This window comes from Candidatus Dormiibacter sp. (assembly GCF_050999135.1).
GTDB classification, from domain to species: Bacteria; Chloroflexota; Dormibacteria; order Dormibacterales; family Dormibacteraceae; genus Dormiibacter; species Dormiibacter spiritus.
The window spans coordinates 1-16,305 of record NZ_JBPCPN010000039.1; the positions used below are offsets into that span (position 1 = coordinate 1).

The 16,305-nt window shown below is 68.8% G+C and carries 19 protein-coding genes and 1 tRNA gene; 12 read left to right on the forward strand and 8 right to left on the reverse strand.

Annotated elements, in window-relative coordinates; all coding sequences use genetic code 11:
- A partial coding sequence (locus ACR2MZ_RS10010; RefSeq protein ID WP_434004906.1) for a glucosyl-3-phosphoglycerate synthase occupies positions 1-961 on the forward strand: 961 nt, incomplete at its 5' end.
- Here ACR2MZ_RS10010 and ACR2MZ_RS10015 read toward each other — a convergent pair.
- A complete protein-coding gene (locus ACR2MZ_RS10015) occupies positions 958-1,437 on the reverse strand; it encodes a hypothetical protein (protein WP_434004907.1) in 480 nt (159 codons plus the stop codon). The genes ACR2MZ_RS10010 and ACR2MZ_RS10015 overlap by 4 nt on opposite strands.
- Positions 1,438-1,468: 31 nt before the next feature.
- On the opposite strand from ACR2MZ_RS10015, the gene ACR2MZ_RS10020 reads away from it, so the two are divergent.
- The 4 genes from ACR2MZ_RS10020 to ACR2MZ_RS10035 are packed head-to-tail and all read left to right on the forward strand — an operon-like array spanning position 1,469 to position 6,471.
- Positions 1,469-2,320, forward strand: a complete 852-nt coding sequence (locus tag ACR2MZ_RS10020; RefSeq protein WP_434004908.1) for an FAD binding domain-containing protein — start codon at positions 1,469-1,471, stop codon at positions 2,318-2,320.
- Complete coding sequence (locus ACR2MZ_RS10025; protein WP_434004955.1) at positions 2,311-2,784, forward strand: (2Fe-2S)-binding protein; 474 nt, start codon at positions 2,311-2,313, stop codon at positions 2,782-2,784. The genes ACR2MZ_RS10020 and ACR2MZ_RS10025 overlap by 10 nt, the downstream gene beginning before the upstream one ends.
- Positions 2,784-5,102 (forward strand): xanthine dehydrogenase subunit D, encoded by a 2,319-nt coding sequence (gene pucD / locus ACR2MZ_RS10030; RefSeq protein WP_434004956.1) that lies wholly within the window; start codon positions 2,784-2,786, stop codon positions 5,100-5,102. Before ACR2MZ_RS10025 ends, pucD begins: the two co-directional genes overlap by 1 nt.
- Positions 5,103-5,109: 7 nt before the next feature.
- Positions 5,110-6,471 carry an 8-oxoguanine deaminase gene (locus ACR2MZ_RS10035; protein WP_434004909.1) on the forward strand — a complete coding sequence of 454 codons (1,362 nt, stop codon included), beginning with the start codon at positions 5,110-5,112 and terminating at the stop codon, positions 6,469-6,471.
- Here ACR2MZ_RS10035 and ACR2MZ_RS10040 read toward each other — a convergent pair.
- The 4 genes from ACR2MZ_RS10040 to ACR2MZ_RS10055 form a co-directional block, all read right to left on the reverse strand.
- A complete protein-coding gene (locus ACR2MZ_RS10040; protein ID WP_475392957.1) occupies positions 6,468-7,379 on the reverse strand; it encodes an NAD(P)-dependent oxidoreductase in 912 nt (303 codons plus the stop codon). The genes ACR2MZ_RS10035 and ACR2MZ_RS10040 overlap by 4 nt on opposite strands.
- A gap of 46 nt (positions 7,380-7,425) precedes the next feature.
- Complete coding sequence (locus tag ACR2MZ_RS10045; protein WP_434004911.1) at positions 7,426-8,073, reverse strand: class I SAM-dependent DNA methyltransferase; 648 nt, start codon at positions 8,071-8,073, stop codon at positions 7,426-7,428.
- A gap of 205 nt (positions 8,074-8,278) precedes the next feature.
- Entirely contained in the window at positions 8,279-8,758 is a 480-nt protein-coding gene (locus ACR2MZ_RS10050; protein WP_434004912.1) for a type II toxin-antitoxin system VapC family toxin, read from the reverse strand.
- On the reverse strand, positions 8,755-9,093 hold the full coding sequence (locus ACR2MZ_RS10055) for a helix-turn-helix domain-containing protein (protein ID WP_434004913.1): 339 nt from the start codon (positions 9,091-9,093) through the stop codon (positions 8,755-8,757). The genes ACR2MZ_RS10050 and ACR2MZ_RS10055 overlap by 4 nt, the downstream gene beginning before the upstream one ends.
- An 80-nt stretch (positions 9,094-9,173) precedes the next feature.
- Here ACR2MZ_RS10055 and ACR2MZ_RS10060 point away from each other — a divergent pair, with 80 nt between their 5' ends.
- On the forward strand, positions 9,174-10,670 hold the full coding sequence (locus ACR2MZ_RS10060) for a hypothetical protein (protein WP_434004914.1): 1,497 nt from the start codon (positions 9,174-9,176) through the stop codon (positions 10,668-10,670).
- A 336-nt stretch (positions 10,671-11,006) separates the two neighbouring features.
- Here the strand turns inward: ACR2MZ_RS10060 and ACR2MZ_RS10065 are convergent.
- Positions 11,007-11,080 (reverse strand) — tRNA-His (locus tag ACR2MZ_RS10065).
- A gap of 163 nt (positions 11,081-11,243) precedes the next feature.
- Between ACR2MZ_RS10065 and ACR2MZ_RS10070 the strand changes: the two genes are divergently transcribed.
- From ACR2MZ_RS10070 to ACR2MZ_RS10095, 6 genes are read left to right on the forward strand one after another with little or no spacing between them, the layout of a single operon-like run.
- Positions 11,244-12,185: a Phenylacetic acid catabolic protein gene (locus ACR2MZ_RS10070; RefSeq protein ID WP_434004915.1), complete on the forward strand. Its 942-nt coding sequence runs from the start codon at positions 11,244-11,246 to the stop codon at positions 12,183-12,185.
- Complete coding sequence (locus ACR2MZ_RS10075) at positions 12,185-12,502, forward strand: metal-sulfur cluster assembly factor (RefSeq protein ID WP_434004916.1); 318 nt, start codon at positions 12,185-12,187, stop codon at positions 12,500-12,502. Before ACR2MZ_RS10070 ends, ACR2MZ_RS10075 begins: the two co-directional genes overlap by 1 nt.
- 8 nt (positions 12,503-12,510) lie before the next feature.
- Positions 12,511-12,738 carry a hypothetical protein gene (locus tag ACR2MZ_RS10080; protein ID WP_338176881.1) on the forward strand — a complete coding sequence of 76 codons (228 nt, stop codon included), beginning with the start codon at positions 12,511-12,513 and terminating at the stop codon, positions 12,736-12,738.
- The gene (locus ACR2MZ_RS10085) at positions 12,735-13,445 is read left to right on the forward strand and encodes a Phenylacetic acid catabolic protein (RefSeq protein ID WP_434004917.1); all 711 of its coding nucleotides are present in this window, start codon (positions 12,735-12,737) and stop codon (positions 13,443-13,445) included. Before ACR2MZ_RS10080 ends, ACR2MZ_RS10085 begins: the two co-directional genes overlap by 4 nt.
- Positions 13,345-13,617, forward strand: coding sequence for a PaaD-like zinc ribbon domain-containing protein (locus tag ACR2MZ_RS10090; RefSeq protein WP_434004957.1), 273 nt, complete (start codon positions 13,345-13,347; stop codon positions 13,615-13,617). Before ACR2MZ_RS10085 ends, ACR2MZ_RS10090 begins: the two co-directional genes overlap by 101 nt.
- Positions 13,614-14,963 (forward strand): aspartate aminotransferase family protein, encoded by a 1,350-nt coding sequence (locus ACR2MZ_RS10095; protein ID WP_434004918.1) that lies wholly within the window; start codon positions 13,614-13,616, stop codon positions 14,961-14,963. Before ACR2MZ_RS10090 ends, ACR2MZ_RS10095 begins: the two co-directional genes overlap by 4 nt.
- On the opposite strand, the gene ACR2MZ_RS10100 is transcribed toward ACR2MZ_RS10095, so the two are convergent.
- Together ACR2MZ_RS10100 and ACR2MZ_RS10105 are read right to left on the reverse strand one after the other, a co-directional pair.
- The gene (locus ACR2MZ_RS10100) at positions 14,960-15,739 is read right to left on the reverse strand and encodes a hypothetical protein (RefSeq protein WP_434004919.1); all 780 of its coding nucleotides are present in this window, start codon (positions 15,737-15,739) and stop codon (positions 14,960-14,962) included. The genes ACR2MZ_RS10095 and ACR2MZ_RS10100 overlap by 4 nt on opposite strands.
- Positions 15,736-16,305, reverse strand: coding sequence for a CPBP family intramembrane glutamic endopeptidase (locus ACR2MZ_RS10105; protein WP_434004920.1), 570 nt, complete (start codon positions 16,303-16,305; stop codon positions 15,736-15,738). The genes ACR2MZ_RS10100 and ACR2MZ_RS10105 overlap by 4 nt, the downstream gene beginning before the upstream one ends.

A 16,305-nucleotide genomic window follows, 5' to 3' on the forward strand; every position in this document is an offset into this window, starting at 1 on the left:
CGTCTGCCGCTCGCCCCGCGTCCCCGCCGTCGACCTGCGCTGGGCCGGTGGGAGGGAGGCACGGCGCTACCGCGCCGGGGACGTCGAGGTCGCCGCGCTGGTCGAGCGCAAGGACGTCACGGTCAGCCTCGTCCTGCCGGCGCGCGAGGTGGCCGGGACGATCGGCCGCGTGCTCGGCGCGATCGCGCCGCTCGAGCGCGCCGGCCTCGTCGACGAGGTGCTGGTCGTCGACGCGGCCTCGCGCGACGGGACCGCCGCGGTCGCAGCCGCCCACGGCGCGCGCGTGGCCGACGAGTCCGAGCTGCTGCCGGAGCTCGGCCCCGCGCTCGGCAAGGGCGACGCCATGTGGCGGGGGCTGGCCGCGAGCTCCGGCGAGATCGTGGCCTACCTGGACACCGACACGGAGGACTTCCACGCGGGTTTCGTGACGGGCCTGCTCGGGCCGTTGCTCAGCGACCCGGGGGTCGACTTCGTCAAGGGCGCGTTCCGCCGCCCGCTGCGGGTCGGCGACACAGTGCTGCCCGACGGCGGCGGGCGCGTCACCGAGCTGGTCGCCCGCCCGCTGCTCAACCTCCACGTGCACGAGCTCGCGGGCTTCCTGCAGCCGCTGGCGGGCGAGGTCGCCGCGCGGCGCGGGCTGCTCGAGCGGCTCCCCTTCCCGGTCGGCTACGGCGTCGAGCTCGCGATGCTGATCGACGCGCTGCGCGCCGTCGGGCTGGAGCGGATGGCGCAGGTGGACCTCGGCACGCGCCAGAATCGCCACCAGTCGCTGCAGGACCTCAGCGCCATGGCGCTCGCGGTGCTGGTGGCGGCCGAGCGCCGCATCCACGGCACGGAGCGGATCGACGCCGCCGCGCCGGGGCCGCTGCTCGTCCCGGCCGGCGGGGAGCTCGAGGTCCGCTCCGTGGTGCTCGACGAGCGCCCGCCGCTCGCCCAGCTGCTCCGCGCCGCGTCTACCTAGCGGACCAGCCGCGCGCTCCAGCGCAGCCCGCGGACGCGGCAGGTGTCGACGTAGCGCCCGCGGCGGGTCACGAGCACCTTGACGCGGAACGTGCCGCGCCAGCGTTCCCGGCCGCTCGCGATCCGGCGCCCGCGCACGGTGGCGGTGAAGCGCAGCCGGAAGCCGCCGCTCTGCCGGCGGCGGTAGGTCCCCGTGTCGAAGAAGGCGTCCGGCGTGCTCTGGGCGTGTGGACGCAGGAAGAAGGTCCGGCTCACGACCCGGCCTCGGCGGCAGCGGGCGCGCCAGTTGATGCGGGCGGTGCGCAGCAGGTTGTCGGAGCCGACCACGAGCGACGTGTGCCTCCCCTGCGACGTGTCGCCGCGGAAGACCCTGGCCTCGGCGGTGGCGCCGGCGGCGAGCAGCAGCGCGACGGCGAGCAGCGGAGCAGCGACGCGCCGGAACATGAAGTGCTGGTCGCCGCGAGCGGCGGGCTTCAAACCTGAGGGCGCCCGGCCCTAAGCTGCGCCGATGGAGTTCCTGCAACCGGACGGCTGGCGCGAGGCGCTGGAGGCGAAGGCGGCCCACCCGGGGGCGCTGCCGCTGTGGGGCGGCCCCGACGTGATGGTCGACGTCAACTTCGGCCGCGCGCGCCCGGAGGCGATCCTCGACCTCACGCGGGTGCGCGAGCTGGCCGGGTGGGACGAGCACGACGGCGAGCTGCGCGTCGGCGCCGGCGTGAGCTACGCGCGGGCGATCGCCGAGCTGGGCGACCGGCTGCCCGGGCTGGCCGCGGCCTCGCGCACCGTCGGCTCCCCGCAGATCCGCAACCGCGGGACGGTGGGCGGCAACCTCGGCTCCTCCTCACCCGCCGGCGACGCGCTGCCGCCGCTGTACGCGTCGGACGCCGAGATCGAGCTGGCCTCGGTGCGGGGCACGCGCCGGGTCCCGATCGCCGAGTTCATCACCGGGCCGAAGCGCAACGTCCTGGCCGGCGACGAGCTGATCGCCGCATTCCACGTCCGCCTGGCGACCGGCTCGCAGCAGTTCTCGAAGGTCGGCACGCGCAACGCGATGGTGATCGCGGTCTGCTCGTTCGCGCTCGCCCTGGACCCGGACGAGCGCCGCGTCGGCACCTGCGTGGGCTCGGCCGCGCCGACGCCGTTGCACGCCTCGGAAGCCGAGCGGTTCGCCGCCGGGGCGCTCGACTGGGACGGCGGCGCGCCGCTCGACGACGCCTCGCTCGCCCGCTTCGGGGAGCTGGTGGCCGGAGCCGCCAGCCCGATCGACGACGTCCGCGGCAGCGCCGCCTACCGCCGGCACGCGCTGGCCGTGCTCGCGCGGCGCTCGCTGGCGTGGGCCTGGGGCGAGCAGTGCGCCTGACCTGCACGATCAACGGCGAGCGCCGCGAGGTCGACGGCCTGTGGGAGGGCGAGAGCCTGCTGCACGTGCTGCGCGAGCGGCTCGGCCTGCCCGGGGCCAAGAACGCCTGCGAGCAGGGCGAGTGCGGCTCCTGTTCGATCTACCTCGAAGGCAACCTGGTCTGCGCCTGTCTGGTACTGGCCGGTCAGGCGCAGGACAGCGACATCATCACTGTGGAAGGTCTGGCCGAGCCGGGTGCTCTCCACCCGATCCAGGCGGCTTTCCTGGAGACCGGAGCTGTGCAGTGCGGCTTTTGCACGCCTGGACTCATAGTGGCGACCCACGACCTGCTGCGGCGCAATTCAGAGCCGTCGGACGCGCAGATCAAGGAAGCTCTGGCGGGCAACCTCTGCCGCTGCACCGGCTACGCCAAGATCATCGCCGCAGTGCACCTGGCCGCCGGTCGGCTCGTGTTGGCGCCGTGATCGAAGCTCGCCCGCTGCCCACCCGCCAGCGTCCAGTGGCGCAGAGCGCGATCACCGGCGGCATCGGTGAATCCGTCAAACGCCCAGAGGGCGTGCTCAAGGTCAGCGGCGACTTCCCCTATTCCTCCGATCTCTGGGCGGAGGGCATGCTCTGGGGCAGCACCTTGCGCAGCCCCCATCCTTATGCCCGGATCCGCGCCATCGACACGACCCAGGCCGCCGCCATGCCCGGCGTGCACTCAGTCCTCACCCACGCCGACCTCCCCGGCCGGAAGGTCTACGGCCTGGAGATCGCCGATCAGCCGGTGCTGGCCTTCGACTGCGTCCGCTACCAGGGCGAGGCGGTGGCCCTGGTGGCTGCCGAGCACCCCGAGCAGGCCCGCCGAGCAGCGGCCAAGGTGAGGGTGGACTACGAGGTGCTGGAGCCACTTTCCGATCCGGAGCTGGCGATCAGCGGTGAGGGCCCAAGCCTGCACGAAGGCGGCAATATCCTGCGCCGGCTGCGCATCGAGCACGGCGACCAGAACGCTCGCGCGGAGGTCGTGGTCAGCGGCGAGTACGTCATCGGGATGCAGGATCAGGCTCCACTTGGGCCGGAGTCAGGGCTTGCCGTGCCGGATGGCGAGGGGGGCGTTGACCTCTACATCGCCACCCAGTGGCTGCATGTCGATCGAGATCAGCTGGCAGCTGTGCTGGCGCTTCCGCCGGAGCGGGTGCGGCTCACGCTGGCCGGCGTAGGCGGGGCCTTCGGCGGCCGGGAGGATCTCTCGATGCAGGCGCACGCCTGCCTGCTTGCCCTGCGCACCGGCCGACCTGTGAAGATCGTCTACGGCCGCCAGGAATCCTTCGTCGGCCACGTCCACCGGCATCCCGGCCGGCTCCGCTACGAGCACGGTGCCGATCGCAACGGCAGGCTGGTCTACGTCAAGGCGTCGATAGTGCTCGACGGCGGCGCCTACGCCTCCAGCTCAACAGCCGTGATCTCCAACGCCTGCTCCTTCGCGTCGGGGCCCTACGCCGTCCCCAACGCCACCATCGAGGGTTGGGTGGTCTACACGAACAACCCGCCCTGCGGCGCCATGCGGGGGTTCGGCTCGGTGCAGAACTGCTTCGCCCACGAAGCTCAGATGGACAAGCTGGCCCAAGCGCTGGGTCTGGACCCTGTCGAACTCCGGCTGCGCAACGCCTTTCAGACCGGCGACACCCTCGTCACGGGCCAACCGCTGGAGGGTCCGATCCCAGTCGCCGAGCTGCTCCAGCGCGTGCTCTCGATGCCGCTGCCCGAGACAGCCGATGCCAGCCGCCGTGATCTCCGCGAGCTGCCGGGTGGCGTCTCCAACACCACGCACGGTGAGGGTGTGAGGCGGGGCGTTGGCTACGCCGCCGGGTTCAAGAATGTGGGCTACTCCGAGGGCTTTCCCGACTACTCGACAGCGCGCGTGACGCTGCGGGTGGTCGAGGGCAGGGCCCAAGCCGAGGTGCACACGGCGTCAGCCGAGGTCGGACAGGGCCTGGTCACCATCCAGGGTCAGATCGCCCACACCGAACTTGGCGTCTCCCAGGTGGTGGTGCTGAATGCTGACACCCGGGTCGGCTCGGGTGGTTCGTCCTCGGCTTCCCGGCAGACGTACATCACTGGCGGCGCCGTCAAGACAGCCTGTGAGGCAGTGCGCCAGCGCGTGCTCGAGATGGCGCGCTCCGAGCTGGGAGACCAGGCTGGCAGTGGCGAGAACTGGAGGTTGGCAGATGACAGCCTGATCGACACGTCAGGTAGGACCGTCATCGACCTGGTAACGCTGCTGGGCGACGAGGTGGTGAGCGAGGAGCGGGAGTACAGGCCACGTCCGACCGAACCGCTGGACGAGCGGGGTCAGGGGAAGGCGCATCTGCAGCTCGCCTTTGCCGCCCACCGGGCGGTGGTCGACGTGGACGTCGAGCTGGGCCTGGTCCACGTGGTCGAGCTGGCCACCGCCCAGGACGTCGGCAAGGCCATCAATCCCCTGGCGGTGGAGGGACAGCTCGAGGGCGGCGCTGCGCAGGGCCTGGGCCTGGCGATCATGGAGCAGGTTCTGGTCAAGGACGGCAAGATCATGAACCCCTCCTTCACCGACTACCTGATCCCCACGATCCTCGACATGCCGCCGGTTCGCATGGAGGTGTTGGAGCTGGGCGATCCCCGCTCGCCCTATGGCCTGAAGGGCGTCGGCGAGCCGCCGGCCATCTCCTCCGGCCCCGCCGTACTGGCGGCGATCCGCGCCGCGACAGGCCGGGAGGTGAGCCACGTGCCCGTCCGGCCGGACGATCTTCTCGACCTCTAGTGACGGTATGTCGCTGCTGATTCGGGCGGCCATGATTGTCACCGGCACCGGCGAGAAGCTGGAGGACGGCTGGCTCCTGAGCCAAGGCGGCGAGATCAAGCAGATCGGCGCAGGTCCGCCGCCCGAGGCCGACGAGCATCTGCACGAGCCGAACTGCGTGGCGATGCCGGGCCTGGTCAACGCGCACGACCACATGTATCAGTGGGCGACGCGCGGCTATGAGCCGGACGGCACGCTGTTCGAGTGGCTGACCACGCTCTATCCGGTCTGGGCCAACCTGGACGCCGAGCTGGTGCGCTGCGCGGCGCGGGCCGCGATGGCGAAGCTGCTGCTGGGCGGCTGCACCCTCTCCACCGACCACCACTACGTGTTTCCGGCCGGCCGGTCGGGGATCTTCGCCGCCCTGGTCGAGTCGGCGCAGGAGCTGGGTCTGCGCTTTCATCCCTGCCGCGGCTCCATGTCGCTCGGCCGCTCCCAGGGTGGTCTTCCACCCGACCATTTGGTCGAGCCGGAGGACGACATTCTGGCGGACACCGAGGCGATGATCGCCCGCTACCACGACCCGGCCCCAGGCTCCATGTGCCGGCTGGTGGTGGCGCCCTGCTCGCCGTTCTCGGTCAGCCCTCAGCTGATGCGGGAGTCGGCCGAGCTGGCTCGGCGAAAGGGCGTCCGCCTGCACACCCATCTCGCCGAGACCCTCGACGAGGAGCGCTTCTGCCAGGAGAGGTTCGGCCTACGGCCGGTAGAGCTGATGGAGGAGCTGGGCTGGGCGGGTCCTGACGTCTGGTACGCGCACTGCATCCACCTGAGCGATGGTGAAGTGCAAGGCGTCGCCGCCCACCAGTCGGGTATCGCCCACTGCCCTTCCAGCAACCTGCGCCTGGGGTCAGGCGCCTGCCGGGTCGAAGACCTCCTGGCGGCTGGGGTTCAGGTCGGCCTGGGCGTTGACGGTGCGGCCAGCAACGAGGACTCGAACCTCGCCGGCGAGGTTCACCAGGCTCTGTTCGTGGCCCGTCTGCGGGCCGCGCTGCAGGGCCGCCTGGATGCGCCCCACGCACTGCGCGCCCAGAGCGCCTGGCGGCTGGCGAGCGCCGGCGGCGCTGCCTGCCTGGGCCGGGACGACTGCGGCACGCTCGAGGTCGGCAAGCGCGCCGACGTCGCTCTCTTCCGTCTCGACGGGTTGGCTCAGACGGGAATTGCCGATCCGCTGGTCGCGCTGGCCCTGGCGCCGCCGGCCCGCGCCGAGTCCGTGGTGGTCGAGGGCCGGGTCGTCGTCCGCGAGGGCCAGCTCGAGACCGGGGACGAAAGGGCGATCGCAGCCGACCTCCGCGAGGCGAGCGAACGCCTGCGACAGCTCTCAGGCGTCTAGCCGGCCGGAGACGTGCCGTCGCCGTTCCGCTGACGGCCCTGAACCTTGGTCCCCGCCGCGGTCTCGGTCAGCTTGACCAGGCTTGCGATGTCCTCGTCTTCAAGACCGGCGGCCGCCGTCGCCTGGAACAGGCGCTCAGCCGCCTCCCCCAGCGGCAGCGGTAGACCGACGGCCCGCGCTTCGGCGGCGATCAAGCCCAGGTCTTTGGCGAGGAGCTTGACGGAGGTCGCGCCCGAGAAGTCGCGGGAGATGAAGCGGGGAACATTGCGAGTGAGCATCCGAGAGCTGCCGAAGGAGGTGCCCAGCATCTCCAGCAGCAGGTCGGCGTCGATTCCCAGCTTGGCTCCGAACACCGCCGCCTCGGCGGCGGCGGCCGAATGGACAGCGCAGAGCAGCTGGTTGACCAGCTTCACCGCCTGACCGGCGCCAACCGGCCCGCAGAGACGAATGTTCTGGCCGTACGCCTCGAAGGCGGGCAGCGCGCGCTGAAAATCGGCTTCGGCGCCTCCTGCCATCACTGTCAGGCTGCCGGCGGCCGCGCCGTCAGGGCCGCCGCTGACAGGTGCGTCCAGGAAACCGGCGCCCGTGCGTGCGAGCAGAGCGGCGCAGGTGCGGCTGGTGTCGGGGCTGACGGTGGAATGGTCGGCGTAGAGCTGACCGCCCCTGGCGGCGGCCGCCAGCTCGCGATAGACGCTCTCCACCGCTTCTGGGGTCGGCAGAGCCGTGAGCACGAGCTCGGCCCGCTCGGCTACCTGAATGGCGGAGTCTGCGGTGACCGCTCCGGCGGCCACCAGCTCCTCCACCGCCCGCCGGGAACGGTTGTGGGCGGCGACTCTGTGGCCGGCGCTGAGCAGCCGCCGCACCATGGGCTGACCCATCTTGCCGAGACCGATGAAGCCCACTTCCATACTCTCGAATTGTCTCAGTAACCGCCCAGCCGCCGCTGCTCGGCGCTCAGTCGTTCTCCGCTGGTCTTCGAGCGCTGACGTAGAAGCGCTCAGTTTCGACCTCAAAGCCGATGTACGGAGGGCGCACGGTTATGCGCTCGACGGGAAGACCCTCCTCGGTCAGCATGGTGTTGATCTGATCCGGCTCAAAGAAGTGGAAATCGAGGTTGACGTCCACGCCCCACAAGTCCTCAACATGCCTGCGCTCGGAGCCCCGGTGGAATGACGCCAGCAGGACGCCGTCCGGCCGGAGGATCCGTCGCAGCTCTCGGACCGCCTGGCGGAGCTGCTCGGTATCAAAGTGGATGAGGGAGTAGAAGGCAACTACCGCTGCGAAGGCGGCGTCCGGAACTTCGAGCGAACGCATGTCGCCCACCTCAAATCGAATCCCGGGGTTCAGCCGCCGCGCCGCTTCGATCAGCCGCGGGGAGAGATCGATTCCCGTCACTTCAACGCCGCCTTCGCGCAGATAACGCGCAACGTGACCGGGACCGCAGCCGATGTCGCAGACAGTTCCGCGGCAGTTGACCTCCTGGACCAGCTCATCGAGCAGCCTCCTGTCCAGGGGCTTGTGGCGCAGCTCGTCATAGATATGCGCCGCGTACTCACTGGCGGCGGCGTCGTAACTCTTTCGGACGGCGTCCTCGGATGGCATGGCTCGTATGCCACAAAGCCTAGCCGGCACCGCACGAGGTTCCTGGCTCGCCGTTGTTCACGACCAGCACCGGAACGCGGCCGGTCGGGTGAGCGCTGGCCTGGTCCGCGAGCTGAGAGCGCACCGCCAGTTGGTCGGGTTGGGGGCAAAGATCGAAGCGGAACAAAGTGGCGACGAGCGTCTGAGGCGACTTCGGGGCCGGGTATCAAGGCCCAAGACGGCGCAGCTGAGGCACGCGATCGAACGCAGCGCCCGAGCTGACGATCCAGTCGCATCTCCCCTCGACGGCGTAAGCGGCGTGAAAAGCGTCCCGAGACGCGAGGCCGAGATCACTCATGAGGGACTGCGCAATGTGCATCGACGACAGGTGGCTGGGTGCCAGGTCCAGATCGAGATTGTCAAGTGCTTTCCACAACCCGGCCAGTCGGCCTCGCATTCGCTTCATCACTGTTACCGTTGAGCGGCGGAACGTGGCCAGCGCGGCTGCATCCCCCGAATCACGCAGCCAGGCAAGTACCAGCCGGTAGGCAAGCTCGTCAACAACCAGGGCACTGATCAGCGGCCGATCCGAGCCGATCTCGGCCTCCACTCGTTCTCGCCAGTACAGATATTCGGCGGGTGCCGACTGCTCTGTCTGACGCATGAGCCCGAACAGGTAATTGGTGTCCAGGTAAACCCGACTCAAAGGTCGCGGGTCGCGCGCTCGAGGCCTGTGTCCGGAAGGTCATCGATCACCTTGCCGAGAACCCAGTCCATCTCCTCCTTGGTCGCCTCACCGGCGACCCCCGCCACTGTCGCCCAACGCTCGGCGCGGGATTGTCCTGCCTGCCGCCAGAGGCCACCCGGCTCAACCCCAAGGGCATCGGCCAACCGGCCGATCGTCTCGAGGTCGACTCGCGTCGCCCTGCCAGTGATGATGTTGCGGGCGGTCTTGACGTCGACTCGGGCTTTGGCGGCAAGCTGGCGCGCGTTCCAACCCTTGCGCTCTACGAGCTCATCGACACGCCACTTGACCTCCACAGGGGAACATCCTACCACGACCGGGGAAGATGTTGACTCATGGCCTCAAGCCACGAGAGAAATGGCGAGAATGGCGGCCAGTGCGTTGGAGGATGCAGAGTAGGGCAGTCGCTGTTGGCTGCGGGCTCGCGCTCGCCGCGGCATCAGCGGGGCTGGTCTTCGCGCGCAGCACTGTCGACAGCTACGACGCGAACATCATGGTGCACGTGACCGAGTCGATGGTCCAGCGCCACAATTTGTTAGTACCGCACTCAGTCGACCCCTTCAATCTCAACTCGCCGTATTCGTTTTACGGCCTCGGTATGTCACTCTTGTTCGCCCCGTTCTACATCGCTGCTGAGCACTTACACCAGGATGCAATCGCGTGGGCAATGTCGGCGAACGCGTTCGTCTTTGCGGCGACCGTGGTGGTCCTGTTCCGGCTCGCGCAAGCCCTGGGCGGTGATCTTCGGCATGCGGTCACGACAGCATGCCTAACCGGCTTCGGGACCTTGCTCCTGCCTTATACCTCGACCGGGTTCTCGGAGCCCAGCGTGGCCCTGGCGACGGCCCTGGGGCTGCTCGGCATCTGCCTTGCCCGGTCGCGGCCGACATCGGGTTCGATGCTCGCTGGGGCCAGCGCCGGCTTGGCGTTGCTGATGCGAACCGACTCCCTGCTCCTCATCGTGCCCTTCCTCCTGATAGGCTCGTGGCTGGAAGCACGCCAGCAGGGTTGGCCAGCCGATGCCGGAAACCCGAGTCCCGATGTGAAACGGGGATCCCGCCCGCTCACCAGCAAGCGCTGGCTCAACGTCGGTCTTTTCCTAACAGCGTTCGCACCCTTCGCGTTGACTGTGGCCTGGTACAACATGCTGCGCTTTGGAGCCCCCTGGCGGCTGGGCTATGGCGCCCAGGGTTTCGGCCATCCCTGGCTGACTGGAGCGTGGGGTCTATTGTTTTCGCCGGGAGCCGGTCTGCTCTGGTACGTCCCTTTGTTAGTCCTCGCCGTTGCGGGCTGGGCATTGGCGTGTCGCAGGATGCCCGTCTTGGTCGGCACCAGTGCAGCGTTGCTGGTCGCTCGGATCGCCCTGTACGCAGCCTGGGGGGATTGGCCCGGACTAGTGAGTTGGGGTCCCCGTTTCCTGGTCCCGGCGATGCCGGCGCTCGCTGTCGGCATTGGCGAAGTAGTGCGCCGATTCCACCGCCTCCCGCTCGCAGTCAAGCTGGCCGTGCCTGCCATTGCCGCCCTCTCGTTGGCCGTCCAGCTCGTCGGTAGCAGCGTCCGCCCGGAGGCCAACCACATGATCCAGGCGGTAATCCTAATCTCCACGAACGAGCCGGGAAGTCAGGTGGGGTGCGCATCCGTTGCTGGGCCGACGCGACCAGGCCCCGATCAGGTGCTGTTCGACTGGCGATGTTTCCCGATCACCGACGAGGCCCAGCAGCTTCTGCACGGGCAGGCCCTACTGACGGGGCAATACCTTGGCCCACCGGTGGATGAGAGGCGGCTGGGTCTATTGACACTCCTATTGGCGGCGGGCCTGGATGTCGCTCTGGTCGTGAGCGGGGGGCGTGAAACGGCAGGAGAACTTCGGTAGGCATCAGTATCCCCCGGGCTGGAAGGGTTGCCTTGGTCCCGGCCAAGACGTGGATGCCTTCGTTTCCGAGCGTAAGCCGACTATGTGACGACGCGAGCGACGCCGAGGTTTGTGATGTCGCCTCCGCCGCGATACAGGCACTCGCTGGCGCTGTTGCGGGTTTAGGTGCGTTTGCCGACGAGGATAGCTCCGGTATCCGCCAGTAATCGCAGAAGCGATACTAGCGCCTCCCTGTGGTCTCGACCCTTGTTGAGGTGAGTCGAGAGACAGTGCTCGTTCGGCGTGGTTGCCAGCGGGGTTGGGGTGCTAAGCGGAGAAGGGTGACTAGCGGAGAGGGGTGGCTAGCGGGATTCGAACCCGCGACACCCAGAACCACAATCTGGTGCTCTAACCTACTGAGCTATAGCCACCGCTGAGGCCGGTCCGCCGGCACCGCCGGGCGAGGATTCTACCAGCCGCCCGGGTGCCGCGGGGTCCGCATTGAGTTCGTCCGGCGAGCCACACTCGCTCCCAGTCGACCTGAGGAACTGCCCGATGGTTGACAATGGGAGACAACCCCGAGCGAGGTAAATGATGGCGACTGCAAACCCGGCCTTTGACCAGCTGATGCGCAACGGCGAGCTCATCGAGTCGCCGAACGAGATGACGCCCGAGTACAAGAAGGAACTGCGCCACACGCTGACGGTCTCGGGTGACACCGAGCTGATCTCCGCTCCTGCCTATTACCTCGCTGCGCAGCGGGCGCCGAGCATCAACGCCTTCATGACAGGCGTCGCCATCATCCAGGACGAGCTCGCCCACGCCCACATCGCCTATCACATCCTGGAGGAGCTGGGCGAGGACCAGGAGAAGCTCATCTTCTCGCGCGACCCCAAATCCTTCCGCTACCCGTACGCGTTCGACGTGCCCTTGGAGACCTGGACCGAGCTCATCGTCGCCAATCTCTTCTACGACCAGGCGGGGTTCTGCCTGCTCGGCGACATCCACGCCGAGTGCTCCTACGGGCCCTGGAAGCGCGGCCTGAACAAGGTGATGGCGGAGGAGAACTTCCACCTCCGGAACGGCCGCACCTGGGCCAAACGGATGGCCGCCGCCGGCGGGGAGGCGCGAGCGAACCTGCAGCGGGCGGTGGACTGGATGTTCCCGCTCACAGTTGAGTGGTTCGGCCTCCCTGATGCCCTCAAGATGCACTCGACCCAGCTCGACTTTCGCCTGAAGGGCAAGACCAACGATCAGCTCCGCCAATGGTGGCTGTCGCTGGTCGTGCCCTACTGCGAGGAGATCGGAATCAGGGTGCCGGCCCACCGAGAGGAGAGCGACGGCCAGGTGACCTACGTCCTGGACTACCCCTTTCCCTGCACCTTCGACGCCGAGTTGAAGCGCTGGGACCTGAACGATCCCTGCTCGTGGGACGACGTCATGCAGCGCTGGCGCGCTCGCGGGCCCCGCAACGCCGAGATGGTCGGGGCTCTGCAGGAGGAGTTCCACAAGTTCCGCCAGGCGCACCCGCGGTGATGGAGCTTGAAACTTCGACGACACTCTGGGACGCCCTCCGCCAAGTGGAGGACCCCGAGATGCCTGTGAACATCGTGGATCTCGGCCTGGTTTACGGACTGAAGCAGGCTGACGGCCTGGTCGAGGTCGATCTCACCTTCACAGCGATGGGCTGCCCGGCCGCTGACATGATTGTGGACGACATTCGCGAGCGATTGCTGCGCGCGCCCGGCGTCCGCCAGGTGTCCATCCGCGTCGTCTGGGATCCCCCCTGGACCTCCGCCCGACTGAGCCAGGCCGGGCGCGACGCGCTCGAGATGTGGGGACTGGCTGTCTAGGACGGTAAGTGCAGTTCAAACGAGTTCACGACGACGTCAGGGCCTATGAGGTCTTTGCGCGCAAGCTCCGGCAGGAGCCGCTCAGGCAGATCGGCAGCGTGGTAGCCCCTGACGACGACCTGGCCGCCGCCTACGCCCGCGCCACCTACGACGAGGAGCGCTGGATCGAGCTGGCGGTCGTGCCCCGGGAGGCGATCAACACGCTCTGGGCACCCGGCGAAGAGGCCTCCGCGTGAGCCTCGGCGCGCTGGTCCTGAGCCTGGCTGACAACAAGCAGCTGCTCGGCCTGCGCTATGCCGAATGGGCCACCCGCGCGCCTTCGCTGGAAGCTGACATCGCGGCCGCGGCCATGGGCCTGGACGACCTGGGGCATTCGCGCGTGCTCTATGGCTGCCTGGAACCGCTGGGCGACGATCCCCGCGAACCCGAACGAGAGAGCAATGCCGCGAGGTATCTCAACCTCGCTTACTTCGACGAATCCTTCGCCTCCTGGGGTCACTTCGTGGCCGCCAACGCCGTCCTCGATACAGCGTTCAGCGTGATGCTGCAGGCGATGGTGGAAGGCAGCACTGAGGTGCTGAAGACCCGCTTGCGCAAGATGCTGATGGAGGAGCGCTATCACTTCCTGCACGGCCGCAGCTGGCTTCGGGCGGGGATCGACCAGGCGCCGCTGACGGCAGCCTGGCAGGAGGCGCTGGAGTGGTTCGGGCCGCCCGACGGCGAGGTGGCGCAGCTTCACAGTTCAGGCGCCCTGGCCCTGGGTCCTGGCGAACTGCGAGCGCGGCTGGAGGAGCGGCTGGACAGCGCCGCGCCTGAACTTCAGCTCGACTGGACGGCCTGGGATCCCGGGCGCCGGCGATCCCGACCAGGTCAGATCGACGACCGCACTTTCGGCATGCTGCGGGGCCTGGAGGAGAACCGGTACGCCGCCGCGCGAGTCTGAGCCTTCCGCCGAGTCAGGCTCGCCCCGGAGCACCCCGCGCTGCCCCCACTGCGGCTCTGAGCGCGCCGCAGTCATCTCTCTCTTTGGGACGCAGGCGATGACGCTGCAGTATCGCTGCGAGGCGTGCGGCACGCTTTTCGAAGCCGTCAAGTACGACACTGAGGAGCCATGAGCTCCCCCATCCTGGAAGAGTGGGCGGCGGCGAACCCGCGCTCTCACGAACTCTTCCTTCGCGCCAGTCAGAGCCTGCCCAGCGGCATCACCCACGACATCCGGCACGCGGCTCCGTTCCCCCTCCTGATCAGCAGAGCCGCCGGCAGCCACAAGCAGGACGTCGATGGGCACGACCTGATCTGCTACGTGATGGGCCACGGAGCCCTTCTGCTCGGCCACAACCCGCCCCAGGTGGTGGAGGCGATCCGGGCCAACGCCGATCGGCTGCTGCACGGCGGCGCCTCCCACGAGCTGGAGGCGGAGTGGGCCGAGCGCATCTGCCGACTGGTCCCAGCCGCCGAGCGAGTCTGCTTCACGAGCAGCGGCACCGAGGCCACCATGCTCGGCCTCCAGGTGGCACGCGGGTTCACGGGCCGGGATCATGTGCTCAAGTTCGAAGGTCACTTCCACGGCTGGCACGACACTGCCAAGATCGGCGCCGATCTGCCGCCCGGCAGCTCCGCCCCGGCAGGGGTGCCCGCCGCTCTCTTGGAGGTCACCCGGGTGGTCAAGCCGGAGCTGGGCGATGTCGAGACCGCTCTCCGCGACAGGCGGGTGGCGGCGGTGATCCTGGAGCCAAGCGGCGCCAGCTGGGGTGCGCTGCCTCTCTCGCGGGAATTCCTGGAAGGACTGCGCCGGCTCACCACCGCGACAGGCACGCTGCTCATGTTCGACGAGGTCGTGACTGGCTTTCGCTGGTCGCCCGGCGGCGTTCAGCAGGTGGCGGGGGTGACACCGGACCTGACCAGCCTGGCCAAGATAGTGGCCGGCGGCATGCCGGGCGGGGCGCTGGCCGGGTCGGCTCCAGTGATGGAAGTATTGAGCTTCCGCACCAGTGACGCCGTGAAGGTCAGCCACCCCGGCACCCACAATGGCCATCCCCTCTCCGCGGCGGCGGGGATCGCGATGCTGGACGCGGTGGCCGACGGCTCCCAGCAATCGCGCGCCGACGAGCTGGCCCAGTGGCTGCGGACCGAGCTGGCGGCTGCCTTGGACAGGGCAGGCGTGAAGGGCTTCGTCCATGGCGCGAGTTCCACCTTCCGGGTGGTGGCAGGCGAGCGCCCCGCCGGCGATTCCAGCGAGTGGGCATTGGGTCCCCGGGCAGCAGAGCTGAAGCAGGGCCTCGCGACCGACGTGGCCGACGCCCTCCAGGCGGCCATGCTGTTGGACGGCGTCCACATCTTTCACGGCAATTCAGGCCTGGTTTCCAGCGCTCACAGCGAAGCCGACATCGAGCAGACGGCGGCCGCCTTCGAGAAGTCGCTTCGCCGGCTGCGAGATGAGGGGCTGCTGCCTATCGATTAGCGGCGGCTGCCTGGTCGGCGTTTGCGATGCCGCGGTTCGGAGGATTGGTCGGCAGGTGGTGGAGGCGGCGGTGGCTCGCTCTGGCGCCGCCGCAGGAGTGCCAGCGGAAGCCCCGCCAGCACCAGGATGAGGATCGCAGCGGCGACTATGATCGGCAGCGTCTGGCCGCCGCCCAGCCGTGTGCCCTGCGCGTTCTGCCCTGCTTTCGCCGGATAGGCGCCCGCGAAACAGCTCAGGCCGGTGCTGCGAACAGAGATTGTGAACGGTGCCGCCGAGCCTGTGCTGCCCAGCTTCTGCCACGGCCCCTGGTCGCGATAGTCATAGATGTCAGCCGGTGCGGGCAGCTGATCTGAGTAGGTGAGCGTGATCAGCACATCCTTGCCCTGCGCCAGCGGCGCGCTGGCGGTGAAGCAGTAGACATTGGTGGCGACCTGCAGTCCGCTCGGGTTCGGGTAGTTGGCGACCGGTGCGATGCTGACAGTCACCGGGGAGCGATCGGCGGGAGCGACGAAGGCGCCAGGCGCGTAGGTGACCGAGGCCTGCCCGTCGTCGGTCGCCACCGTGCCGGGATCCACCTGGCCGTTGGCTGCCACCTTGGCCTGGGCCCGCCCAGAAAGCGGGGGCTGGTTGTTGTTCTTGAAGGCGGGCGGTGGATTGGTCCAGCGGTAGGGCTGCTGCTGCGTGAAGCCGTCGTAGAAGCCAGGGGTCACGGCCCAGGCCGCCAGGACGTAAGCAACTGCTGCCAGCAGCAGGAGGAGAGCCGGCTTTCGCTTCACAGGGCGAGATCAGCCAAGACGTGGCCCACGATTGGCCCCACGAGATCTTGGCAGGCCCAGCGCCACAGACCGAGGAGCAGGCCTGCTCCGGCGACCGCCGGCAGAAATTGGGGTGGATGCGCCAGCGCGTGGGCAATTGTCCAGAGCGCTGTGCTGCCGAGAACTGCGAGCGCGGGACCACCCAAATCGAGCAGGGCGCTGAAGAGGACGCCGCGAAACGCGATCTCCTCGCCGACCGAGACAGCTATCGCCGCCAGGGCAAGCTCGGGCCCCAGCGAGGGTCCGCCACCCCACCGCGCAGCTGCCGGAAGGAGTAGAACGACCGCCAGGCCGAGGCCGCCCAGCAGCCGCTCAGGAAGGCGATGCCAGCCCAGACCGAGAGTCGCCGGCGAACTCCGCACAGCCATCAGGCAGAGCGCCAAGCCGCCGAGCAGGAGTGACGGGCTGGCCCAACCCGGTCCCCGGCCGGCCAGGGTGCGGGCTGTCTCCAGGCCCAATACGAGCAGAGCCAGCCACAACGCCCGACGCCAGAGACCGGTCGCGGCGTGCGCGGCCAGCGAATGCAT